This window comes from Enterobacter cloacae complex sp. HYC033_NIDB (genome assembly GCF_056673335.1).
The window spans coordinates 495,489-520,289 of sequence record NZ_CP115123.1 but is presented as its reverse complement, the minus strand read 5'-3'; the positions used below and the strand labels follow the sequence as shown (position 1 = coordinate 520,289).

The 24,801-nt window shown below is 56.7% G+C and carries 16 protein-coding genes; 12 read left to right on the top strand and 4 right to left on the bottom strand.

Going from position 1 to position 24,801, the window contains the following annotated elements; translation table 11 throughout:
* Positions 1 to 16 precede the first annotated feature (16 nt).
* The 3 genes from bcsG to bcsE are packed head-to-tail and all read right to left on the bottom strand — an operon-like array spanning position 17 to position 3,442.
* Entirely contained in the window at positions 17 to 1,696 is a 1,680-nt protein-coding gene (bcsG, locus tag O1721_RS02540) for a cellulose biosynthesis protein BcsG (RefSeq protein ID WP_032649807.1), read from the bottom strand.
* Positions 1,689 to 1,883: a cellulose biosynthesis protein BcsF gene (gene bcsF, locus O1721_RS02535; RefSeq protein WP_006808586.1), complete on the bottom strand. Its 195-nt coding sequence runs from the start codon at positions 1,881 to 1,883 to the stop codon at positions 1,689 to 1,691. The genes bcsG and bcsF overlap by 8 nt, the downstream gene beginning before the upstream one ends.
* Positions 1,880 to 3,442: a cellulose biosynthesis c-di-GMP-binding protein BcsE gene (bcsE, locus tag O1721_RS02530; RefSeq protein ID WP_032649805.1), complete on the bottom strand. Its 1,563-nt coding sequence runs from the start codon at positions 3,440 to 3,442 to the stop codon at positions 1,880 to 1,882. The genes bcsF and bcsE overlap by 4 nt, the downstream gene beginning before the upstream one ends.
* A 174-nt stretch (positions 3,443 to 3,616) precedes the next feature.
* Between bcsE and bcsR the strand changes: the two genes are divergently transcribed.
* From bcsR to O1721_RS02480, 10 genes are all read left to right on the top strand, one after another.
* Positions 3,617 to 3,805, top strand: coding sequence for a cellulose biosynthesis protein BcsR (gene bcsR, locus O1721_RS02525; protein ID WP_003861175.1), 189 nt, complete (start codon positions 3,617 to 3,619; stop codon positions 3,803 to 3,805).
* A gap of 124 nt (positions 3,806 to 3,929) precedes the next feature.
* The gene (locus O1721_RS02520; RefSeq protein WP_001395480.1) at positions 3,930 to 4,961 is read left to right on the top strand and encodes an IS630-like element ISEc33 family transposase; all 1,032 of its coding nucleotides are present in this window, start codon (positions 3,930 to 3,932) and stop codon (positions 4,959 to 4,961) included.
* Entirely contained in the window at positions 4,942 to 5,724 is a 783-nt protein-coding gene (bcsQ, locus tag O1721_RS02515) for a cellulose biosynthesis protein BcsQ (protein ID WP_414666812.1), read from the top strand. Before O1721_RS02520 ends, bcsQ begins: the two co-directional genes overlap by 20 nt.
* Positions 5,721 to 8,336 (top strand): UDP-forming cellulose synthase catalytic subunit, encoded by a 2,616-nt coding sequence (gene bcsA / locus O1721_RS02510; protein WP_032104374.1) that lies wholly within the window; start codon positions 5,721 to 5,723, stop codon positions 8,334 to 8,336. Before bcsQ ends, bcsA begins: the two co-directional genes overlap by 4 nt.
* A gap of 10 nt (positions 8,337 to 8,346) precedes the next feature.
* Positions 8,347 to 10,770: a cellulose biosynthesis cyclic di-GMP-binding regulatory protein BcsB gene (bcsB, locus tag O1721_RS02505; protein WP_071993128.1), complete on the top strand. Its 2,424-nt coding sequence runs from the start codon at positions 8,347 to 8,349 to the stop codon at positions 10,768 to 10,770.
* A 6-nt stretch (positions 10,771 to 10,776) separates the two neighbouring features.
* Positions 10,777 to 11,883, top strand: a complete 1,107-nt coding sequence (gene bcsZ / locus O1721_RS02500) for a cellulose synthase complex periplasmic endoglucanase BcsZ (RefSeq protein WP_032649803.1) — start codon at positions 10,777 to 10,779, stop codon at positions 11,881 to 11,883.
* On the top strand, positions 11,865 to 15,347 hold the full coding sequence (gene bcsC / locus O1721_RS02495) for a cellulose synthase complex outer membrane protein BcsC (RefSeq protein WP_032649800.1): 3,483 nt from the start codon (positions 11,865 to 11,867) through the stop codon (positions 15,345 to 15,347). Before bcsZ ends, bcsC begins: the two co-directional genes overlap by 19 nt.
* Positions 15,348 to 15,467: 120 nt before the next feature.
* Positions 15,468 to 17,474 carry a biofilm formation regulator HmsP gene (hmsP, locus tag O1721_RS02490; protein WP_023295578.1) on the top strand — a complete coding sequence of 669 codons (2,007 nt, stop codon included), beginning with the start codon at positions 15,468 to 15,470 and terminating at the stop codon, positions 17,472 to 17,474.
* A gap of 159 nt (positions 17,475 to 17,633) precedes the next feature.
* The gene (gene dctA / locus O1721_RS02485) at positions 17,634 to 18,920 is read left to right on the top strand and encodes a C4-dicarboxylate transporter DctC (protein ID WP_015571524.1); all 1,287 of its coding nucleotides are present in this window, start codon (positions 17,634 to 17,636) and stop codon (positions 18,918 to 18,920) included.
* A 222-nt stretch (positions 18,921 to 19,142) separates the two neighbouring features.
* Entirely contained in the window at positions 19,143 to 20,633 is a 1,491-nt protein-coding gene (locus tag O1721_RS02480) for a M16 family metallopeptidase (protein ID WP_023295577.1), read from the top strand.
* A gap of 62 nt (positions 20,634 to 20,695) precedes the next feature.
* On the opposite strand, the gene kdgK is transcribed toward O1721_RS02480, so the two are convergent.
* Positions 20,696 to 21,625 (bottom strand): 2-dehydro-3-deoxygluconokinase, encoded by a 930-nt coding sequence (gene kdgK, locus O1721_RS02475; protein ID WP_003861191.1) that lies wholly within the window; start codon positions 21,623 to 21,625, stop codon positions 20,696 to 20,698.
* Positions 21,626 to 21,855: 230 nt separating this feature from the next.
* Between kdgK and pdeH the strand changes: the two genes are divergently transcribed.
* Both pdeH and O1721_RS02465 read left to right on the top strand, forming a co-directional pair.
* Entirely contained in the window at positions 21,856 to 22,629 is a 774-nt protein-coding gene (pdeH, locus tag O1721_RS02470; protein ID WP_015571521.1) for a cyclic-guanylate-specific phosphodiesterase, read from the top strand.
* Between the two features lie 65 nt (positions 22,630 to 22,694).
* Positions 22,695 to 24,737, top strand: coding sequence for an AsmA family protein (locus O1721_RS02465; protein ID WP_032649797.1), 2,043 nt, complete (start codon positions 22,695 to 22,697; stop codon positions 24,735 to 24,737).
* Positions 24,738 to 24,801 lie beyond the last annotated feature (64 nt).

Below are 24,801 nucleotides of genomic sequence, written 5' to 3'. Positions count from 1 at the left end.
AGGGTGTAGCAGGTCATCACTGCGGATACGGCACCCAATCCCCGGCATTCAGTCGGACATAAGGCTTATTCTGATACTGGATCACCACCGCATTGGCGTTTTCCGATACCTCCGCCGTCTGCGGCAGCCCGCTGGTGAGCTGATCCCAGTTCACGCTATCTTCCACAAACAGCTTACCGTCTACAGCGCGAGCAACCAGTTCCGAGATAGCCAGATAGCTGCTTGGCTGGGTGATTTCAATGGGCGCTCCCTGATGCGGCGCCTTCATGCCAAAGAACTTAATCCCGGCCGGAATGTTAGTGATGGACGGGCTTGGGATATCGCGCAGACCAGACACCTGCATCCTGTCGCCTTTCAGCGCCCCTCCGTGTTCTGGTACCACCACCACCATCACTTTGCGACCTGATTTTTCCAGCTCGTTGAAGAACGCGTTCAGCTCGTCAAAGAACTTCTGAGCACGGGCCTTATAATCGGCCGTTTTACTCACGCCGGGATAATGGTTCCCGTCGTGCAGCGGCAGCGTGTTATAGAACGTCGCACTACGTGTCCCTTCCTCTTTGCCGACGGTATCTAACCAGCGCTGAAGCACGGCGGTATCGTCATACACCGGCGAGCCATCAAAGCCCAGCAACGTTACCGGCAGCCCTTTCTGGTCCATCAGCGGGGCCTGCATGCCACCCTGTTCACGCACTTCTTTCAGGAAGTTACCGAACTGACCGTTATGGCCCATCATCAGGTGCTGGGTAAAGCCCAGTTTTGCGAGGTTATCAAACAGATAACACTGGTTAGCTGCCGGCTGGTAGAGGTTCTTATGCGAAGGCTGTCCGCAGCTGGCGCGCAGCAGGCGGATAGCCGCCGGGCCGCTGTACGACGTGGCCGAGTTGAAGTCCTTAAACTGAATATCGAAATGCGACCACAGCGGGTGCGACATCAAACCAGCCGCGTCAACGTCAGCCCAGGACAGAGAACAGATGTTAATGACCAGCAGCTCAAACGGCTGAGCATCGGCAGGCAGCGCGTCCGGGAATTTCGTCTGACGCTTATCTTCCGCAGCGTAAAAACTGGAGAGCCACGCGTTCAGGTTAGTGGATGTCGGCGGTGCAGTCTGCGCAGGAATATCCCCAACCACAGGCGTATCCCCTGCTGTCGCAACGGTCGCGGCGGCGGAACCGCCCGTGGTGGTAACGGTTGTTGTCGGCTGACCGGCTGGCCACAGCGAGAAGCTCGGGCCCGTCAGCGTCAGGACGTTAAGCCAGATCATAATCGCGACGACAAACACCGTCACCCGGATCCACTGAGACAGGAACAGCCAGGCGACCAGCAGGACAAATACCGCGCCAATCATCTGCCAGTTAATAAAGCGCTCAACCAGATCGAGCACATAGTCCGCACTGAAACCTGCGACCTGGGAGCCCTGGCTCATGATGCTTTCAGGGCCGGGCAGCCAGGTATCATGCCAGAACAGGGCGAAACCGATGGGGATAGCGACCCAGTGACGTATACGGTGCAGCCTGAGGTTCGGGATTGGCATCAGCAGGAATGCCATAAACACCAGGTTAAGCAGAGGGTGGAAATTAAGATAGCCTGCCCACAGCAGACCAAACTTCACCAGAAAGTAGAAATTCCAGCCGGACAGGCCGCGCCAGTATTGCCAGAGTGGCGAGGGCGCCGAAGAGGTATAGGTAGAATTAGTCATGTTTTCGGTTTGCCTTGACGTTCGGAGCGCGAGTCAGTGTTCCGGCGGGTTTAATATAGCGAGGTTTGACGAACAGTAATCTGACCGTATCGCGAATACGGCGCAGGGAATGGCGTGCATAGTAGCCAAGCGGCAAAAAAATCAGCGCGCACAGAACAACCAGTTGGATGATATCGCTGATATTCATAATGGCGCGCTCTCCTTGTTCTCATCCAGTAAGCGTAGCGGCTCGGGTACCCGTCGCCAGACATGCCCGTCATGTTTCGCGTTCAGAACCGGTTTGGCGCCGCTTGTGACAGGCAACGGTTTGGCCCACTTTTCAGGTGGCAGGGCACGCATCTGGACAAGCTCAGCCGCGATCAGGTTATCTTCAAACCAGACCATACGGTTCGAGAAGATATCCGCGGTAGGAAGCGGGAAGATATGGTTAAGCGCAGTATCCAGATCGTTCACCCGGCAGAAGGAGAGGAACAGCACCAGGCGGTTATCGCCAATGGTCATGATGTCCCCGATACGGTTAGGGCGGCACAGAGTGAGCGCCTGCTCAACGCGAATACCCGGCACGGGGCGCAGGGCAACCATCACCCCTTTTCCGTCTGCCGGTAACAGCGTATTGCTCATCATGTTGCCCACCGCATCGCAGAAGGTGTCCCATTTCTGGTAGCCGCGCAGTTTCATCGGCTGCGTCATTGAAAGCAGGGTGCTGATATCTTCCGGAACATGTCGATTAAACTGCTGGCCCTGGATGCTTTCGATCAGCGTCAGACAGCGCGACAGGGGAGCATTCCACGGAATGACCATATTCGCGCCGCAGCCCAGTAATAAGCGCTCATCGGTGGCGCGCAGGCTGGTATTATTTTCACGCACCACAATTTTTAACGCGCTGCCGCGCTGGCGACGTAATGTGTGAATGTGCCTTGCCAGCGTTTCGATTTGGTTATTCTGGATCAACGAGAAGATAATAGTCGCCGCCTGCGTGGTGCGCGCCTCATCAAATAAGGCTTCATTGGTATCGAACAGTGACCAGTGCTCAGACAGTGCAGGCGCACCTTCCAGTACCGCAATATGGCTCAGAACACGTTTTTCATCACTGCGTGGCTGAACTACCGTCTCTTCCTGTTGAGCAAGATGCCACTCATCCCCGACTTGTTTGAGTGTAAGTTGTTGTCGGGAGCTCACCCCTTTTTCATTGCACCAGAAAGCCACGTCGTAAAGATGGCTGTCGGTCTGGACCCGAATACTGGCCAGGCCATAGAGAGAACGGTATTCACTCATTAAAAGTGAAAAAAGCTTGTCATTATTACTGCCTGGGTTAACAACCAATAAGGTGCAATTTTGATTTTTTGCCCATCTGTTGATTCTTCCCAGCCATTTCAGCAGCTTTTCAGACGGTATATTTTGCAGGCCATCATTAGAGCATTTTAGAATCAGTAAATAGTGTTCAGGAACAATAGAACACTGAATATCGTGGGGTAAAAAGTATAGACTGTCAGCCTCCGCAGGCATGGAAAATAATCGTACTGTCTGGGGTCCACGGTCACTGTCGAGCCTGATGATTGACTTCGGCTCTTCGCCCATTGTAATGACGGCCACGCGGGAATCCTTCCCCTGCGCCGCTATCGTCTGGTTTACCAGACTGATGGCATCTTCATTACGATCCGTATTAACCCACCAGACTCCTCCGACTGGCATGTGGCGCAATTCGTCCCATAATGACTGGATGCCAATAGAAAATATGGAGTCCACGGTGTCCCTCTTTTCGTCGAATTTCTATGTCTCTCAGTTTACTAGCGAAAGCGTAGAAATAAACCTAACATTGAAATTAAAGAACATCAGATTTAGCATGTAAATGAAATTTAATGGGCAGGACGCCTCGCTGCATCTGAATCTTATGATTTTACTCAAAGGGATGAAAAAAGAATGCAAAATAACGAACCCGCAACCCCAGTCGACTCAAGTCTGGGTTACACATTCCAGAACGATTTTTTGGCACTCACGCAGGCTTTTTCTTTGCCTGAAATAGATTACACCGATATTTCCCAGCGTGAACAGTTGGCGGCGGCTATTAAACGTTGGCCGTTATTAGCTGAGTTTGCCCAACAACAATAAGGAAGCCATTGATGGCTGTACTAAATAGCTGCGCGGAATAGTAGATCACTGAAAGGGAACTCAGCCCGGATTGTGCGATCTGATCAATCGCCAAACCAACCAAAATCACCAACCGGACTGAGCGATGCCGATCATAGTACCAATACCCCGTGGCGAACGACGCCTGATGCAGAAAGCTATTCATAAAACGCGTGATAAAAATCATGCCCGCAGACTCACGGCCATGCTGATGCTTCATCGGGGTGAACGGGTCAGCGATGTTGCCAGAACTCTCTGTTGTGCCCGTTCATCCGTTGGTCGCTGGATTAACTGGTTTACGCACTCAGGTATTGAAGGCCTGAAATCCTTACCCGCAGGGCGCTCCCGACGCTGGCCTTTTGAACATATCTGCACCCTGTTACGTGAGCTGATAAAGCATTCTCCCGGCGATTTTGGTTATCAACGTTCACGCTGGAGCACCGAATTACTGGCAATAAAAATCAATGAGATAACCGGTTGCCAGTTACATGCAGGAACCGTTCGCCGCTGGTTGCCATCTGCGGGGCTTGTATGGCGCAGGGCCGCGCCAACTCTGCGTATCCGTGACCCACATAAAGATGAAAAGATGGCGGTAATCCACAAAGCGCTGGATGAATGCAGCGCAGAGCATCCGGTATTTTATGAAGATGAAGTGGATATCCACCTTAATCCTAAAATCGGTGCGGACTGGCAGTTGCGCGGACAGCAGAAACGGGTAGTGACGCCGGGGCAGAACGAAAAATACTATCTGGCCGGCGCACTGCACAGTGGCACGGGTAAAGTCAGCTACGTGGGCGGCAACAGCAAAAGTTCAGCGCTGTTTATCGCTCTGCTGAAGCACCTGAAAGCCACTTACCGGCGGGCGAAAACAATCACGCTGATCGTTGATAACTACATTATCCATAAAAGCCGCGAAACACAGCGCTGGTTGAAAGCAAATCCCAAGTTCAGGGTAATTTACCAGCCGGTTTACTCGCCGTGGGTGAATCATGTGGAACGGCTATGGCAGGCACTTCATGACACGATAACCCGTAATCATCAGTGCCGCTCAATGTGGCAGTTACTGAAAAAGGTCCGCCATTTTATGGAAACCGCCAGCCCATTCCCCGGAGGAAAACATGGTCAGGCAAAAGTGTAGCGGTATTAGGCGCAGCTATTTAGGATTACAGGGCGTCCGTGGTGGGGTGGGTACAACTTCCGTTACCGCGGCGCTGGCGTGGTCATTGCAGGTATTAGGTGAATCGGTACTGGTCATTGATGCCTGTTCCGATAATTTGCTGCGCATGTCATTCAATGTCGACTTTACGCATGCAAACGGCTGGGGACGCGCGCTTCTGGACGATAAAGACTGGCGGGATGCGGGTTTGCGTTATACCTCCCAGCTCGATTTGCTTCCCTTTGGTCAATTGACCGAAACCGAGCGCGGGAATGAAGCCGCGTACCAGCGCCTGTTCTCTCGCTTCATCACCGCATTGCAGAGCCTGAAAGAGAGCGGGCACTATCAGTGGATCCTACTGGACCTGCCGCACGGTGCCGCGTCGCTGACCCGCCAGCTGCTGGCGCAGTGCGACCATGTGCTCTCCATCGCGAACGTAGATGCGAATTGTCATATCCGTCTGCATCAGCAGCCGATGCCTGCCAATGCCCATATTCTGATCAACGATCTGCGCATTGGCAGCCAGATCCAGGACGATCTCTACCAGGTCTGGCTCCAGAGTCAGCGCCGCCTGTTGCCGATGGTGATCCATCGTGACGAAGCGATGGCGGAGTGCCTCGCGTCCAAACAACCTCTCGGGGAGTACCGTAGCGATTCACTGGCGGCGGAAGAGATCCTGACGCTGGCAAACTGGTGTCTGCTGCACTTTGCTAAACGGCCGGAGCCTGCCGGGAGTTCAGTATGAGCCGCCTGACTAACTGGCTGCTCATTCCGCCGGTCAGTTCGCGCTTAAGTGAACGCTACCGCCATTACCGTCATCACGGCGCTTCGTCGCTGAGCGCTGCGCTGGGTTGTTTCTGGATGATTCTGGCGTGGATGTTCATCCCCCTCGAACATCCCCGCTGGCAAATTATTCGTGCGCGCCACGGTGAACTCTATCCGCATATCAACCCGGACAAGCCGCGTCCGCTGGATCCCGCGCGCTACGCTATTCAGTCCATCTGGCTACTGGCGACCTCAACGGGTGGAGAGAAAAAAACATCCCGCTGGCGCAGCTTCGATCGTGTGCAGAACTTACGTGAACACTACCACCAGTGGCTTGACCGGCTACCTGACCGGGTGGGCGACAAAACGGGTCATTTAGATAACCACAAAGAGCTCGGGCACCTACACCCGGGCTTGCGGCGTTTTATTCTCGGCGTGGTTGTGGTGTTCTCGCTGATTCTTGCGCTGGTCTGTATTACCCAGCCCTTCAACCCGCTGGCGCAGTTCACCTTCCTGATCCTGCTGTGGGGCGTGGCGCTGCTGGTGCGGCGCATACCAGGGCGTTTTTCTGCCCTGATGCTGATTGTGCTATCGCTGACCGTTTCCTGCCGCTACATCTGGTGGCGATATACCTCAACGCTGAACTGGGACGATCCGGTCAGCCTGGTGTGCGGCTTAGTGCTGCTGTTTGCTGAGACTTACGCCTGGATCGTGCTGGTGCTGGGTTACTTCCAGGTTATCTGGCCGCTGAATCGACAGCCGGTGCCGCTGCCAAAAGACACGACCCAGTGGCCTACAGTTGACCTTTTCGTGCCGACCTACAACGAAGAACTGTCGGTGGTAAAAAACACCATTTACGCCGCGCTGGGTATCGACTGGCCGAAGGATAAAATCAAAATCTGGATCCTCGATGACGGTGGCCGCGCCGAGTTCCGCCAGTTCGCGGACGAAGTGGGGGTAGAGTACATCGCCCGTACCACGCATGAACACGCGAAAGCCGGTAACATCAACAATGCGCTGAAATATGCCAAAGGGGAGTTCGTCTCTATTTTCGACTGCGACCACGTGCCAACGCGCTCGTTCCTGCAAATGACCATGGGCTGGTTCCTGAAGGAGAAAGAGCTGGCGATGATGCAGACGCCGCACCACTTCTTCTCGCCGGACCCGTTTGAACGTAACCTCGGCCGTTTTCGTAAAACCCCGAACGAGGGCACGCTGTTCTATGGACTCGTGCAGGACGGGAACGACATGTGGGACGCCACGTTTTTCTGCGGCTCCTGTGCGGTGATCCGCCGGAAACCGCTGGATGAAATTGGCGGGATCGCCGTCGAGACGGTCACGGAAGATGCGCACACCTCGCTGCGTCTGCACCGTCTTGGCTATACCTCCGCCTACATGCGTATTCCTCAGGCGGCGGGGCTGGCCACGGAATCCCTGTCGGCGCACATCGGCCAGCGTATTCGCTGGGCCCGCGGCATGGTGCAAATTTTCAGGCTCGATAACCCGCTGATGGGTAAAGGGCTGAAGCTGGCGCAACGGCTGTGCTACGTCAACGCCATGTTCCACTTCCTGTCCGGTATTCCACGGCTTATCTTCCTCACTGCGCCGCTGGCGTTCCTGCTCCTTCACGCTTACATCATCTATGCGCCTGCGCTGATGATTGCCTTGTTCGTTCTGCCGCACATGATCCACGCCAGCCTGACGAACTCGAAGATTCAGGGGAAATATCGCCACTCCTTCTGGAGTGAAATTTACGAAACGGTGCTGGCCTGGTACATCGCGCCGCCAACCATGGTGGCGCTGATTAACCCGCATAAAGGGAAATTCAACGTCACCGCGAAGGGCGGGCTGGTGGAAGAGGAATATGTCGACTGGGTGATCTCCCGGCCCTATATCTTCCTGGTGCTGCTGAATATTGTGGGCGTGATTGTTGGGATCTGGCGCTACTTCTACGGCCCGGAAAACGAAATTCTGACGGTCTTCGTGAGTATGGCGTGGGTGTTTTATAACCTGATTATCCTCGGTGGCGCGGTGGCGGTATCGGTGGAGAGCAAACAGGTTCGCCGCGCGCATCGCGTCGAAATCAGCATGCCAGCGGCCATTGCCCGCGACGATGGACATCTCTTCTCCTGTACCGTACATGACTTTTCGGATGGCGGTCTGGGTATCAAGATCAACGGTCAGGCGAAGGTGCTGGAGGGGCAGAAGGTCAACCTACTGCTTAAGCGCGGCCAGCAGGAGTATGTCTTCCCGACGCAGGTGGTGCGTGTGAGAGGAAATGAAGTGGGTCTGCAACTGATGCCGCTGACCAAAAAGCAACACATTGATTTTGTGCAGTGTACGTTTGCCCGCGCGGATACGTGGGCTCTCTGGCAGGACAGCTTCCCTGAGGATAAGCCTCTGGAAAGCCTGCTGGATATTCTTAAGCTGGGGTTCCGTGGCTATCGTCACCTTGCAGAATTTGCCCCGTCGTCGGTGAAATTAATTTTCCGGTCACTTACTTCACTGGTTTCCTGGGTCGTGTCGTTCATTCCGCGTCGACCTGAGCGAGATGAAGCGAAGCAGGCGGACCCGGTTATGGCTCAACAATGATGATAACGCGATGAAAACAAAACTTTCCTGGTTATGTGCAGTGGCAATGGGGATGAGTGCGCTCCCTGCAACAGTGGCTAACGCAGCGCCTGATAACGCAGCGGCCACGCCCGCGCCAACGGTGCCTGTCGTCGCGCAAGCGACCGATCCGGTTGTGACGGCCGCGCCGGGGCAGACGGAAAACGTCGTCCCGAATCAGCCGACGACGGGGAATACGCTGCCCGCCGACAACCCGGTGGTTGGGCAGGTCATGCCTGGCGTGCCGGGAGCCAGTGCGCCGGTGGTTGCCGAAAATACGCCGTCGCGTGACGTTAAGCTGACGTTTGCCCAGATCGCGCCTCCTCCGGGCAGCATGGTTCTGCGCGGCATCAACCCAAATGGCGGTATCGAATTCGGTATGCGCAGCGATGAAGTCGTGTCGAAAGCGATGCTCAACCTGGAATACACCCCATCGCCGTCGCTGCTGCCGGTGCAGTCCCAGCTTAAGGTCTATCTGAATGACGAGCTGATGGACGTCCTGCCCGTCACCAAAGAGCAACTGGGTAAGAAAACCCTGGCTCAGGTGCCGATTAATCCGCTGTTTATCACCGACTTTAACCGCGTGCGTCTGGAGTTTGTCGGCCACTACCGCGATGTCTGTGAAAACCCGGCCAGCAGCACCCTGTGGCTGGATGTCGGGCGTAACTCTTCGCTTCAGATGACCTATCAGCCGCTGGCGTTGAAAAACGATCTCTCCGCCTTCCCGGTGCCGTTCTTCGACCCGCGTGATAACCGTCCGCTGAACCTGCCGATGGTCTTTGCCGGCTCTCCCGATGTGACCGAACAGCTGGCGGCCTCTATCGTGGCATCCTGGTTTGGTTCCCGCTCCGGCTGGCGTGGTCAAAGTTTCCCGGTCATGTACGACAAAATGCCGGACAAAAACGCGATCGTGTTTGCCACCAACACCAAACGTCCGGCTTTCCTGCGTGACCATCCGGAGGTGAAAGCGCCCACCATCGAGATGATCAGCCATCCGGACAATCCGTACGTGAAGCTGTTGGTGATCTTCGGCCGTGATGACAAAGATCTGGTGCAGGCGGCGAAAGGCATTGCGCAGGGGAATATCCTGTTCCGCGGTAACAGCGTTGTGGTGGACGAGGTGAAACCGCTGCTGGCACGTAAGCCTTATGATGCGCCGAACTGGGTACGTACCGACCGGGCCATCACCTTTGGCGAACTGAAAACCTATGAAGAGCAATTGCAGTCAACCGGGCTTGAACCTTCTCCTGTCAGCCTGTCGCTGAACCTGCCGCCGGATCTCTATCTGCTGCGCACCAACGGCATTGATATCAATCTGAACTACCGTTACACCGCGCCGGCGACCAAAGACAGCTCGCGCATGGATATCAGCCTCAACAACCAGTTCCTGCAATCGTTCAGCCTGACCAGCAGCCAGGAGACAAACCGGTTGATGCTTCGTCTGCCTGTATTACAGGGGCTGCTGGATGGCAAAACCGATGTGTCGATCCCGGCGCTGAAGCTCGGTGCGGTGAACCAGCTGCGGTTTAACTTCCAGTATATGAACCCCATGCCGGGTGGATCGGTGGAAAACTGTATTACCTTCCAGCCGGTGCAAAACCACGTGGTGATTGGCGATGATTCCACGATCGACTTCTCGAAGTATTACCACTTTATTGCGATGCCGGATCTGCGTGCCTTTGCTAACGCCAGCTTCCCGTTCAGCCGCATGGCAGACCTCTCTGAATCGATTGTCGTGATGCCAAAAGCGGCCAACGAAGGCCAGGTTACCACGCTGCTGGACACCATGGGCACCGTCGGGGCGCAAACCGGCTTGCCGGCGATCAACGTGACGGTGACGGATGACGGGAGCCAGATCCAGAACAAAGATGCCGATATCATGGTCATCGGCAACATTCCGGACAAGCTGAAAGACGAGAAGCGCGTCGATCTGCTGGTGCAGGCGGCTCAGTCGTGGGTTAACACGCCGCTGCGTCAGACCGAGTTCCCGAGCATCATGCCGGACAGCGGCGATCGTCAGGCCAATATCAGGACGACCGTAAGCTCAACGGGTCCGATGGCCGCGATTGTCGGCTTCCAGTCGCCGTATAACGACCAGCGCAGCGTTATCGCCCTGCTGGCGGACAGCCCGCGCGGGTATGAGCTACTCAACACGGCCATGAACGACAGCGGTAAACGGGCGGCAATGTTCGGTTCCGTCTCGGTGATCCGTGAGTCGGGGGTAAACAGCCTGCGCGTGGGGGATGTCTACTACGTCGGTCATCTGCCGTGGTTCGAACGCCTGTGGTACGCCCTGTCTAACCACCCGGTGCTGCTGGCCGTGCTGGCTGCGCTCAGCGTTGTACTGCTGGCGTGGGTACTGTGGCGTCTGCTGCGAATCATCAGCCGTCGTCGTCTTAACCCGGACCATGAGTAAGCGGTGATGAAAATCTTTCGCGGGTGTGTAGTCGCAGCGTTGATGCTGGCGGCGGCGAATCTTCACGCCGCCTGTCGCTGGCCTGCCTGGGAGACGTTCAAGCAGGATTATATGAGCGAAAGTGGGCGCGTCATTGATCCCAGTGACGCGCGCAAAATCACCACCTCCGAAGGGCAAAGCTACGGACTGTTCTTTGCCCTCGCGGCAAACGATCGCAAGGCGTTCGATCTGCTGCTGGCATGGACGCGCGATAACCTTGCCGAGGGAGATTTAACCCAACATCTCCCGGCCTGGCTGTGGGGGAAAAAGGACGACGAAACCTGGGCGGTTATCGACCCTAACTCCGCGTCTGATGCCGATATCTGGATTGCCTGGTCGCTGCTGGAAGCCGGGCGGCTGTGGAAAAATCCCGATTACACGCGCACGGGTAAGGCGCTGTTGACGCGCATTGCCAGTGAGGAAGTGGTGAAGGTGCCGGGGCTGGGTTCTATGCTGCTGCCGGGTAAAGTCGGTTTTGCCGAAGAGAGTGTCTGGCGCTTCAACCCCAGCTACCTGCCGCCGCAGCTTGCGAGCTATTTCACCCGTTTTGGCGCGCCGTGGACGACGCTCCGTGAAACCAACCTGCGTCTGCTGCTGGAGACCGCGCCTAAAGGATTTTCCCCGAACTGGGTGAAATACCAGAAAAAGGGCGGCTGGCAGCTGTCGCAGGATGCGTCCCTGATCGGCAGCTACGATGCGATTCGCGTCTATCTGTGGGTAGGGATGATGAACGATAACGATCCGCAGAAAGCCCGGCTACTGGCGCGTTTCAAGCCCATGGCGACCACCACAATCAAACAAGGCTTGCCGCCGGAGAAAGTGGACGTCGCGACCGGGAAACGCACCGGAAATGGGCCGGTAGGGTTTTCTGCCTCCCTCCTTCCGTTTTTACAAAACCGGGACGCGCAAGCGGTGCAACGCCAGCACGTCGCCGATCGTTTTCCCGATAACAATGCTTATTACAGCTACGTTCTGACCCTCTTTGGACAAGGGTGGGATCAGCATCGTTTTCGTTTCACCGTGCAAGGTGAATTACTACCGGACTGGGGCCAGGAATGCGCACGTTCACACTGAATCTACTCACCTTATCGCTTGGCCTGGCGCTAATGCCCCTGGCCCAGGCCGCCAACTCCCCGCAGCAGAGACAGCTGCTGGAACAGGTCCGTCTGGGGGAATCCACCCAGCGTGAGGATTTAGTGCGCCAGTCGCTCTATCGCCTTGAGCTGATCGACCCCAACAACCCGGACGTGATTGCCGCGCGCTTCCGCTACCTGTTACGACAGGGTGATATGGCGGGCGCGCAAAAAGAGCTGGATCGCCTGAAAGGAATGGCGCCCGATTCCAGTGCCTATCAGTCCTCCCGTACTACCATGCTGCTCTCCACGCCGGATGGTCGCCAGTCCCTCCAGCAGGCTCGCCTGCTTGCCACCACCGGGCACACCCAGGAAGCCATTGCCGCGTATGACAAACTGTTTGACGGTAAGCCGCCCAGTGGCGACATCGCGACGGAGTACTGGAACGTGGTGGCGAAAGAGCCAGCCCGCCGCAACCTGGCCATTAATCAGCTTAAGAAAATAAACGCCAGCAGTCCGGGCAACGTCCCGCTACAGTCCTCGCTGGCACAGCTTTTGTTCCAGAGCGGACGGCGTGATGAAGGGTTTGCGGTGTTACAGGAGATGGCCAAATCGAATAATGGCCGCAGTCAGGCGTCGGACATGTGGTACCAGCAGATCAAAGATCAGCCGGCCAGCAGCGCCAGCGTTACCGCGCTGCAACAATACCTGAGCGTGTTCAGCGATGGCGATAACGTGACGGCGGCGCGCGCCCAGCTTGAAGCGCAGCAAAAACAGCTCGCCGATCCGGCGTTCCGCGCCAAAGCCGAAGGGTTAGCCGCAGTGGATGCCGGGCAGGGCAGTAAAGCGGTAACGGAGTTGCAGAAAGCAGTCAGCGCCAACCACGCCGACAGTGAAGCCGTAGGCGCGCTGGGGCAGGCCTATTCTCAGAAAGGCGATCGCGCGCGTGCGGTTGCGCAGTTTGAAAAGGCGATCGCCCTCGATCCGCAGAGCGATAACCGGGGCAAATGGGAGAGCCTGCTGAAGGTCAACCGATACTGGCTGCTGATCCAGCAGGGGGATAACGCCCTGAAAGCCAACAATACGGCCCAGGCCGAACGCTATTACCAGCAGGCGCGCAATATCGACAATACCGACAGCTACGCGGTTCTGGGCCTCGGTGATGCGGCGGCGGCGCGCAAAGATAACGACGCGGCCGAGCGCTATTACCGCCAGGCGTTGCGGATGGACAGCGGCAACAGCAACGCGGTGCGCGGTCTCGCCAATATTTATCGTGCGCAGTCTCCGGAGAAGGCGACGCAGTTTATTCAGTCGCTCTCTGCCAGCCAGCGCCGCAGCATTGATGATATTGAACGTAGCCTGACGAACGAGCAGCTGTCAGCCCAGGCCGAACAGCTGGAAAGCGAGGGGAAATATGCGCAGGCCGCAGAAATTCAGCGCCGACGCCTTGCGCTTTCCCCGGGCGACGTGTGGATCACCTACCGACTGTCACGCGATCTGTATAGCGCGGGTCAGCGCAGCCAGGCGGATAACCTGATGCGTCAGCTGGCAAGCCAGAAACCGGGCGATCCGGATCAGGTTTACGCCAGCGGGCTGTACCTGTCCGGTAACGATCAGGACCGGGCGGCGCTGGCGCATCTGAACACGCTGCCGCGCGACAAGTGGAACGGCAACATTCAGGCGCTGGCGGACCGCCTGCAAAGTAACCAGGTGCTGGAAACCGCCAACCGCCTGCGCGACAGTGGAAAAGAGCAGGAGGCGGAAACGTTGCTTCGCCAGCAGCCTCCGTCCACCCGTATCGACCTGACGCTGGCGGACTGGGCTGAACAGCGTGGCGATCATAAGGCCGCGAAAACCGCCTACAACACCGTCCTGCAACGCGAACCGCAGAACGAAGACGCGATCCTCGGCCTGACCGAGGTCTATCTTGCCCAGGACAACAAGGACGCGGCGCGCACGGCGCTGGCGAAACTGCCCGCGGCACAGAACGGCGAACCGCTCTCCATCAATATGCAGCGCCGGCTTGCCATGGCGCAGGCTGGCCTGGGTGATCATGCCGCGGCAGAAAAGACCTTCAACGCCATTCTTCCGCAGGCCAAATCGCAGCCGCCTTCGTTGGAAAGTGCGCTGGTGATGCGCGATGCCGCCCGTTTCCAGGCACAAAATGGTCAGCCTCAGCAGGCGCTGGACACCTGGAAAGATGCGATGGTCTCATCGGGCATCACAACGACCCGTCCGACCGATAACGACAGCTTTACGCGGCTCACGCGTAACGATGAGAAAGATGACTGGCTGAAGCGCGGCGTGCGCAGCGATGCAGGCGATCTTTATCGTCAGCAGGATCTGAACGTCACGCTGCAACACGACTACTGGGGGTCCAGCGGCACGGGGGGCTATTCCGACCTGAAAGCGCACACCACCATGCTCCAGGTTGATGCGCCGCTGTCGGATGGACGTATGTTCTTCCGTAGCGATCTGGTCAATATGAACGCCGGTTCCTTTGCCACCGATAACGGAACCTACGATCCGACATGGGGTACCTGCGCCGAAACGCCATGTCGCGGTAGCACAAACCAGTCGGCCAACGGCGCCAGCGTGGCCGTCGGCTGGCAGAACAAAACCTGGGCGTGGGATATCGGTACAACGCCGATGGGCTTCGACGTGGTCGATGTGGTGGGCAGCCTGAGCTATAGCAACGATTTAGGGCCGATTGGCTACACCCTGAACGCCCATCGCCGTCCGATTTCCAGCTCGGTGCTGGCCTTCGCCGGGCAAAAAGATCCCAATACCGACACCACCTGGGGCGGCGTGCGTGCCACCGGTGGCGGCGTGAGCATGAGCTACGACAAAGGCGAAGCTAACGGGATCTGGTCAAGCCTGAGTGCCGACAGCCTCACCGGGAAGAATGTCGAAGATAACTGGCGCGTCCGCTGGATGACCGGCTATTACTACAAGCTCATCAATCAGAACAACGAACGCCTGACGGTGGGCGTGTCCAACATGCTCTGGCATTACGATAAGGATTTAAGTGGCTATTCGCTGGGCCAGGGCGGTTACTACAGTCCCCAGGAGTATGTGTCGTTCGCCTTACCGGTGAACTGGCGTAAACGCACAGAGAACTGGTCATGGGAGCTGGGCGGCTCCGTCTCATGGTCCCATTCAAAAACAAAAGATGTGATGCGTTATCCGTTACAGGGACTGATCCCGGACAATGAGCCAGGCCGTTATACCGATAAAGGTGTAATGGAAACCGGAAGTAGCTCGTCAGGCACGGGTTATACCGCAAGGGCGATTGTTGAACGCCGCGTGACGTCCAACTGGTTTGTCGGACTGGGCGTCGATATTCAGGAAGCAAAAGACTATACCCCGAGCCATGCGCTGCTCTACGTTCGGTATTCTGCCGCGGGCTGGCAGGGTGATATGGACTTACCACCGGAACCGCTGGTGCCTTATGCAGACTGGTGATCGGATTTTTTCTTAATCTAATTGTAAGTCTCTCTTAAAAGTGCAGCTATCGGGTATACTCGGGCGCACCAGGTTTACACCCTGGTGCGCCCTGCGCTTCGAGTTTTGTGGAGAGTCATTTTGCGTGTCAGCCGTTCCTTAACGATCAAACAGATGGCGATGGTGTCTGCCGTCACAATGCTGTTTGTCTTCATCTTCTGCGTCATTTTGCTGTTTCACTCCGTACAGCAGAATCGCTATAACACGGCTTCGCAACTGGAAAGTATTGCCCGCTCGGTGCGGGAACCCCTGTCAGCCTCGATCCTGAAAGGGGATATCCCCGAGGCGGAATCCATCCTGAAGCGCATTCAGCCCGCCGGTATCGTGAGCCGCGCAGATGTCGTGCTGCCGAACCAGTTCCAGGCGCTACGGATGAGCTTTATCCCGGAGCGTCCCGTCCCGATGATGGTGATGCGCCTGTTTGAACTGCCAGTGCAAATTTCCCTGCCTCTCTATTCCCTGGAAAGACCGGCTAACCCGCAGCCGCTGGCCTACCTGGTGCTACAGGCCGACTCGTACCGCATGTATAAATTTGTTATGAGCTGGGTTGCTACGTTGGTGACTACTTACTTACTTTTGACACTAATGCTGAGCGTGGCGCTGACGTGGTGTATCAACCGGTTAATTGTGCATCCGTTGCGCCGCATAGCCCGGGAGCTGAACGACCTCTCTCCACAGGAGCACATGGGGCATCAGCTTCCGTTGCCGCGCCTGCATCACGACGATGAAATTGGCATGCTGGTCCGGAGTTACAATATCAACCAGCAGCGTGTCCTGCGTCAGCAGGAAGAGCTCAGTAGCAATGCCACCCGTTTTCCGGTATCCGATCTGCCAAACAAAGCGTTTTTAATGGCCTTGCTGGAGCAGACCGTCGCCCGCCAGCAGACCACCGCGCTGATGGTGATTGCCTGCGAAACCTTGCAGGACACGGCGGGCGTGCTGAAAGAGAGCCAGCGCGAGATGCTGTTGCTGACGCTGGTGGAAAAGGTGAAATCCGTTCTGGCGCCGCGCATGGTGCTCACCCAGGTCAGCGGTTATGACCTGGTGGTGATCGCGCACGGTGTTAAAGAGCCGTGGCACGCCATTACGCTAGGTCAGCAAGTACTCACTGTCATTAATGAGCGGCTGCCCATTCAGGGTATCCAGCTTCGCCCGAGCGCCAGCATCGGTATTGCGATGTACTACGGGGGGCTGACCGCCGAGCAGCTTTATCGTCGGGCCTTCTCGGCCGCGTTCACCGCGCGCCGGAAAGGCAAAAACCAGATCCAGTTCTTTGATCCGGAGCAGATGGAAAAAGCCCAGCAGCGCCTGACGGAAGAGAGCGACATTCTGACGGCGATGGACAATCGCCAGTTTGCGCTCTGGCTACAGCCGCAGGTCAATTTGCGCACGGGTGAAGTGACCAGCGCCGAAGCGTTGCTGCGTATGCAACAGCCGGACGGCACGTGGGAGCTGCCTGAGGGAATGATCGAACGTATCGAGTCCTGCGGCCTGATGGTCACCGTTGGCTACTGGGTGCTGGAAGAGTCTTGCCGCCAGCTTGCGGCCTGGCAACAACGGGGCATCACGCTGCCGCTGTCGGTGAATCTCTCTGCGCTACAGCTGATGCACCCGACCATGGTGCCGGAGATGCTCGAGTTGATCCACCGCTACCGCATTCAGCCCCACACGTTGATCCTGGAAGTCACCGAGAGCCGTTGTATCGACAATCCTGACGATGCTGTCGCCATTCTGAAACCGCTGCGTAATGCCGGGATCCGCATTGCGCTGGACGATTTTGGTATGGGGTATTCCGGCCTGCGTCAGCTCCAGCACATGAAAACCCTGCCGGTGGACGTCCTGAAAATCGACAAAACCTTTGTGGAAGGGCTGCCGGAGGATTGCAGCCTGGTACAGGCCATTATTCAGATGGCGCACAGCCTGAATCTGCACGTAATTGCCGAGGGTATTGAAACCGACGCCCAGCGTGAGTGGCTGGCTGCGGCGGGCGTGGAGAGCGGACAGGGCTTCCTGTTTGACCGCGCCGTACCGACGGATATCTTTGAGCAACGCTATCTCGCCGACGCTGGCAATAACGCAAAAGTGTAATTTTGTTGCTGGCTTGTGCGAGCCAGCTCAAAGTTCTTAACATTTGTGTTTCAAATTTGAACCCCGTTTATTTCTGTCCTGTTATGTGGGTGTTATTTTAAAGCCGCAGGTTAACCATAACCTTACAAAGCCTGTAGTTTTTCTTTCCAGGGACACCCTATGAAAACCTCACTCTTCAAAAGTCTTTACTTCCAGGTCCTGACAGCCATCGCCATCGGTATTCTGCTCGGTCACTACTACCCGGAGCTGGGCGCACAGATGAAACCGCTTGGCGACGCGTTCGTTAAGCTCATCAAAATGATCATCGCGCCGGTCATTTTCTGTACCGTGGTGACCGGTATCGCTGGCATGGAAAGCATGAAGGCGGTCGGGCGTACGGGGGCGGTTGCCCTGCTGTACTTCGAGATTGTCAGTACCATCGCGCTGATTATCGGCCTGATAATTGTCAACGTGGTACAGCCTGGCGCGGGCATGAACGTCGACCCGGCCACGCTGGATGCGAAAGCGGTGGCGGTTTACGCTGAACAGGCGAAAGATCAGGGGATTGTTGCCTTCCTGCTGGACGTGATCCCGAGCAGCGTGATTGGCGCGTTCGCCAGCGGAAACATCCTCCAGGTGCTGCTGTTTGCCGTGCTTTTTGGCTTTGCCCTGCACCGTCTTGGCAGCAAAGGCCAGCTGATTTTTAACGTCATTGAAAGCTTCTCGCAGGTGATCTTCGGCATCATCAACATGATCATGCGTCTGGCCCCGATTGGCGCCTTTGGCGCGATGGCCTTCACCATCGGGAAATATGGCGTCGGCACGCTGGTACAGCTTGGCCAGCTGATCGTCTGTTTCTACATCACCTGTATTCTGTTTGTGGTGGTGGTGCTCGGCTCCATCGCCCGTGCGACCGGCTTCAGCATCTTCAAATTTATCCGTTATATTCGTGAAGAGCTGCTGATTGTCCTCGGCACATCCTCTTCGGAGTCCGCGCTGCCGCGTATGCTCGATAAAATGGAAAAGCTGGGCTGCCGTAAGTCAGTGGTGGGGCTGGTTATTCCTACGGGCTACTCCTTTAACCTGGACGGCACCTCGATATACCTGACGATGGCGGCGGTCTTTATTGCCCAGGCCACTAACAGCCACATGGATATCTTCCATCAGATTACGCTGCTGGTGGTGCTTCTGCTCTCTTCAAAAGGGGCGGCGGGCGTAACGGGCAGCGGATTTATCGTGCTGGCGGCCACCATTTCGGCGGTGGGCCATCTGCCGGTGGCGGGCCTGGCCCTGATCCTCGGTATTGACCGCTTTATGTCTGAAGCCCGTGCGTTAACCAACCTGGTCGGCAATGGCGTGGCGACGATTGTGGTGGCGAAGTGGGTGAAAGAGCTGGATCACAAGAAGCTTAACGATACGCTGAATAACCGCACATCTGAGGACAAAACCCCCGGTTTATCCTCTTAATCCCTCATAAATGCCCGTATTCCCTTGTGGGGATGCGGGCACCTGCGCATAATAACCGTTCATACCTGTCATAATTCGACAAGATTTTTTTTGGGTATATTTCGCTTCCGCCCGTGACGTTTAGCCGAACACGCTGTCTAATCGGAAGGTTTTCATCGTCATCTTTGAGTGCTCACGTCGCGAGACACTCTCTTTAACCAGGAATGTTGATCAGGGGTTCACATGCAGGGCACAAAAATTCGACTCTTAACCGGCGGTTTGCTGATGATGGCAGCAGCCAGTTATGTGCAGGCAGATGCGCTCCAGCCAGACCCGGCCTGGCAACAGGGAACACTGGCGAATGGTTTCCAGTGGCAGGTATTATCCACTCCGCAACGTCCGAGCGATCGCATTGAAATCCGTCTTTCTGTGAATACCGGCTCCCTCACTGAAAGCACCCAGCAGACCGGCTTAAGCCACTTTATTCCTCGACTGGCGCTCACCCAGAGCGGCAGTTTGCAGGCGGTTCAGGTGCGTTCTTTATGGCAACAGGCCATCGATCCGAAACGCCCGCTGCCCCCGGCTGTGGTCTCCTATGACTACACCATGTTTAACCTGAGCCTGCCCAACAACCGTAACGATCTGCTTAAAGAAGCGCTGACCTACCTTTCCGATGCCACCGGCAAACTGGCGATTACGCCTGAGACCGTTAACTATGCGTTGAGCAACAGCGACATGGTGGCGACCTGGCCGACGGATACCAAAGAAGGCTGGTGGCGCTACCGCCTGAAAGGGTCAACGCTGCTTGGCCACGACCCGGCAGAGCCGCTGAAACAGCCGGTTGATGCCGCGCAGGTGAAATCTTTCTACCAGCAGTGGTACACCCCGGATGCCATGACCCTGATTGTGGTGGGCAACGTGGACAGCCGTGCGGTGATAGAACAGATCAACAAAGCATTTGGCGATCTGAAAGGGAAGCGTGAAACGCCCGCCCCTGTTCCTACCTTGTCCCCGCTGCGTCCTGAGACGGTCAGCATCATGACGGATACCGTGCGTCAGGATCGTCTTTCAATGATGTGGGATACGGCCTGGCAGCCGATCCGCGAGTCTTCTGCGCTGTTGCGTTACTGGCGTGCGGATCTCGCGCGTGAAGCGCTCTTCTGGCACGTTCAGCAGACGCTCAGCAAGAACAACGTGAAAGATATTGGCCTGGGCTTTGACTGCCGAGTGCTGTTCCAGCGCGCCCAGTGCGCCATTAACGTGGAATCTCCGGGCGATAAGCTGAATGCCAATCTCGGCGTGGTGGCGAAAGAGCTGGCTAAAGTGCGGAAAGAGGGCCTGTCTGAAGAGGAGTTTAACGCGCTGGTGGCGCAGAAATCCCTCGAATTGCAGAAACTGTTCGCCACCTATGCCCGCGCCGATACCGATATCTTAATCAGCCAGCGCATTCGCTCCTTGCAGAATCAGGTGGTGGATATCGCGCCGGAGCAGTATCAGAAACTGCGTCAGGACTTCCTGAACGGTCTGACCGTGGAGATGCTGAATCAGGATCTGCGTCAGCAGCTGTCGCAGGATATGGCGTTGATTCTGTTGCAGCCGAAAGGTGAGCCGGAATATGACATGAAAGAGTTGAAGGCCACCTGGAGCGCCATCATGGCGACGCCGCCGCAGCCAGCGCAAACGGCAGCCGATGATTTACACCAGGATGCGAGCGATATTCCGCAGGGCCAGTAAGCTCTGCGTTCCCTCAGCCCTGAGGGAGAGGGTTAGGGTGCGGGCATCAGCCCGCACAGTCCTTAAGCAGGCATCGCCTCGCGCGGAATAATCGCTCCGCGATACTGAATCACCGTGCTGGCCGTCAAGTGACCGCGCTGCGCCGCCGCTTCCGGCGTTCCCCCCGTCAGACGTACCGCCAGATACCCCGCGCTGAAAGAATCTCCCGCCGCCGTGGTATCGATTACCTTCTCTTTCGCCAGCTTCACCGCCGGCACCTCTGTCACGGCTTCACCTGCAACCGCCACCAGGCAAGACTCCGCCCCGCGCTTGATCACCACTTCGCTGACCCCGGCAGCCTGCGTCCGGGCAATGACCTCATCAACCGGTTTTTCGCCCCACAGAGCATCTTCATCATCCAGCGTCAGGAAGGCGATATCGGTGCATTCGAGCATCTGCTGGTAGACCTGCTGCGTCTCTTCACGGCTGGCCCACAAACGCGGACGGTAGTTGTTATCGAAAATCACCTTACCGCCATTGGCACGGCATTCGCGCAGCAGTGACAGCAGTTTTTCACGGCTCTCCTGGCTCAGGATCGCCAGGCTGATCCCGCTCAGGTAGAGATAATCGAAGGTCGCCAGTTCTTCGCAAATGGCAGCGGCGGCCTCGCTTTCCAGCCAGAATTTGGCGGCCGCTTCATTACGCCAGTAATAGAAGGTGCGCTCGCCGGTGCTGTCGGTTTCGATGTAGTACAAACCCGGCAGGCGGTTTTCCATTCGCTGGATCAGCGAGGTCCCAACGTTTTCACCCTGCCAGGCTTCCAGCATCTGCTGGCTGAAGCTGTCCGTTCCCAGCGCGGTAACGTAGCTCACGCTCAGCGCGTCGGGGGAGACCTGACGGGCAATGTAAACGGAGGTGTTCAATGTATCGCCACCAAAACCGCGGCTGACTTCCGCGCCTTTCTGGGACAGCTCAATCATGCATTCGCCAATCACGGCAATTTTTTTAGACATAGTCGTGAACCTGAACAAAGTAATTAAGGGTAGTGTGCGCTGTGTGTTTTTTACGGTCAACTATATTAAAACGACGTTCCATTATTTTTTTTGAGCCAGCGCGTATTCCGGCATATTTCTGTCATCTTAATTTCATTTTCCCGGTGAATTGAACATAAAGTTCTCACCTGGCGGGCCGATAACTCAGTGACGAGTCCAGAAAGGCTATCCCATACAACAGGACATCCGAAATGAAGTCAGAGCAGGTTATCCAGCGGCTGAGCACTACGCCTGAGGCAAGTATTGAGAACTTGCAGGAGCATCGCTACTGGCTGCAATGTGAGCGAGCATACACCTATCAGCCCATCTACCGTACCGACGGTCGGTTAATGGCGATTGAGGTGTTAACGGTCGTCACTCATCCATCGAATCCTTCACAGCGTATTGCACCGGACCGCTATTTTGCGGAGGTTGCCGTGCGTCAGCGTATCGACGTGCTGGAAGAGCAGCTGAGAATGCTGGCGACGAAGCAGGCGTTCTTCGAGCAGCACGGTATTCTGGCGTCGGTGAACGTGGATGGCCCAACCCTGATGGCGTTACGTCAGAACGCGACGTTGCAGGCGCTGATTGCCACCTTGCCGTGGATGCGCTTCGAGCTGGTGGAACATGTTCAGCTGCCGCAGGACTCCTCGTTTGCCTCGATGTGTGAGTTTGGCCCGCTGTGGCTGGATGATTTCGGTACCGGTATGGCCAACTTCTCCGCCCTGAGCGAAGTGCGTTATGACTACATCAAAGTGGCCCGCGATCTGTTTATCATGCTGCGCCAGACGCCGGAGGGACGGAACCTGTTTACGATGCTCCTGCAACTGATGAACCGCTATTGCCAGGGCGTCATTGTGGAAGGCGTAGAGACGCTGGAGGAGTGGCGCGACGTGCAAAATTCCCCGGCAGCGGCGGCACAGGGTTATTTCCTCTCTCGTCCTGTCCCCATGGATACCCTGGAAAAGGTGATAACCACCCTCTGATCTGCCCGCTTCCCTTTGTCTGAACTATAGTTTTAGAGGCAAGTTCATCAGGAAAGGGGACAACAATGTCAAAAACAACCAGGGTGATTTCCTGGACAGCAGGGATTTTCTTGTTGCTGATCGTGGTCTTAATCATCATTATCGCCACGTTTGACTGGAACCGGCTCAAACCGACCATCAACCAGAAAGTCTCAACCGAGCTAAACCGCCCCTTCGCAATACGTGGCGATTTGGGTGTCGTGTGGGAGCGCCAGAAAGAGGAAACCGGCTGGCGAAGCTGGGTGCCATGGCCGCACGTTCACGCCGACGACATCATTCTCGGCAACCCGCCGGACATCCCCGAAGTGACCATGATCCACCTGCCGCGCGTGGAAGCCACGCTGGCGCCGTTAGCCCTGTTAACCAAAACGGTGTATCTGCCGTGGATCAAACTTCAGCAGCCCGACGCGCGGCTAATTCGCCTGTCAGAGAAAAACAACAACTGGACGTTCGATCTCGCCAGCAGCGGCGATAAAGATCAGAATGCGCAGCCCTCTTCGTGGTCTTTCCGCCTCGACAATATTCTGTTCGATCGGGGGAGGATCGCCATTGACGATAAGGTGAGTAAGGCTGACGTGGAGATCCTCGTCGATCCGCTGGGTAAGCCGCTGCCGTTTAGCGAAGTGACGGGCAGTAAAGCCAAAGGCGATGACAGCGAAGCGGGCGATTACGTCTTCGGCCTGACGGCGAAAGGGCGCTACAACGGCCAGCCGCTGACCGGTAAAGGCAAAATCGGCGGCATGCTGGCGCTCAGGAGTGAGGGCACGCCGTTCCCGGTGCAGGCGGATTTCCGCTCGGGCAACACCCGCGTGGCGTTCGTGGGCACGGTTAACGACCCGATGAACATGGGCGGCGTCGACCTCCAGCTTAAGTTTGCCGGGGATTCGCTGAGTGAACTGTACGATTTGACCGGCGTGCTGCTGCCGGATACCCCGCGGTTTGAAACGGACGGGCGCCTGGTTGCCAAAATCAACACCGAAAAATCGTCCGTCTTTGACTACCGGGGATTCAACGGCCGCATCGGCGACAGCGATATCCACGGCACGCTGACCTACACCACCGGTAAACCGCGCCCGAAACTGGAGGGGGACGTTGAATCCCGCCAGCTGCGTCTGGCCGATCTTGGTCCGCTGATTGGCGTAGATTCGGGCAAAGGCACGAAGTCTAAAGAGGTTAAAAAGGACGTTCAGCCTGCGGGTAAAGTGCTGCCCTATGACCGCTTCGAAACCGACAAATGGGACGTGATGGATGCGGATGTGCGCTTCAAAGGACGTAAAATTGAGCATGGCAGCACGCTGCCGCTGAGCAACCTCTCGACCCATATCATCCTGAAAAACGCCGACCTGCGCCTGCAACCGCTGAAGTTTGGCATGGCTGGGGGAACCATCTCATCGAATATCCACCTGGAGGGGGATAAAAAGCCGATGCAGGGAAGGGCGGAGATCCAGGCGCGTCGGCTGAAGCTGAAAGAGCTGATGCCGGACGTGGAGCTGATGCAGAAAACCCTCGGTGAGATGAACGGCGACGCGGATATTCGCGGCACGGGTAACTCGGTAGCGGCGCTGCTGGGTAGCGGAAACGGCAACCTTAAGCTGCTGATGAACGACGGGCTGGTGAGCCGTAACCTGATGGAGATCCTGGGGCTGAACGTCGGGAACTTTATCATCGGGCAAATCTTCGGTGACGACGAAGTACGCGTTAACTGCGCGGCGGCAAATCTGGATCTGGTCAACGGCGTGGCGCGTCCGCAGATCTTCGCTTTCGACACGGAAAACGCGGTTATCAACGTCACCGGTACCGCCAGCATGGCGTCCGAGCAGCTGGATTTAACCATCGATCCGGAAAGTAAAGGCATTCGTATCATCACCCTGCGCTCGCCGCTGTACGTTCGCGGGACCTTCAAAGATCCGCAGGCGGGCGTGAAGGCCGGGCCGTTGATTGCGCGTGGTGCGGTCGCCGCCGCGCTCGCTACGCTGGTCACCCCTGCGGCGGCGCTGCTGGCGTTGATTTCGCCGTCAGAAGGCGAAGCGAATCAGTGTCGGACGATTTTGTCGCAGATGAAGAAGTAATCCCGTTTCTCCCTCTCCCTTGCGGGAGAGGGCTAAATTGTAGGCCGGGTAAGGCGTAGCCGCC